Annotated in this window: 1 pseudogene; it reads right to left on the reverse strand. The window is 70.8% G+C overall.

Features of this window, described 5'->3' with window-relative positions:
- Window positions 1-202, reverse strand: a pseudogene (locus B3T77_RS10450) (ATP-dependent helicase); the annotation flags it as partial.

Below are 202 nucleotides of genomic sequence, written 5' to 3' on the forward strand. Positions count from 1 at the left end.
GGTGCGGCGCGCGACGGCCGCGACCGCCCCGTCCCTGGCCGCCCTCGTTGCGCTCGCCGCCCTCGCGTTCCGGCATCGTCGCCTTCTTGCCGACGCCGGTCGCCATGATGGTGGCGTCCAGCTGACCCAGGGCCTTGTCGTTACGACGGTCGATGGCCGGGATCTTCTGGCGCGTGACCTTTTCGATGTCGCGCAGCAGCTT

It is taken from the genome of Brevundimonas sp. UBA7838, assembly GCF_002500885.1.
Lineage (GTDB): Bacteria > Pseudomonadota > Alphaproteobacteria > Caulobacterales > Caulobacteraceae > Brevundimonas > Brevundimonas vesicularis_C.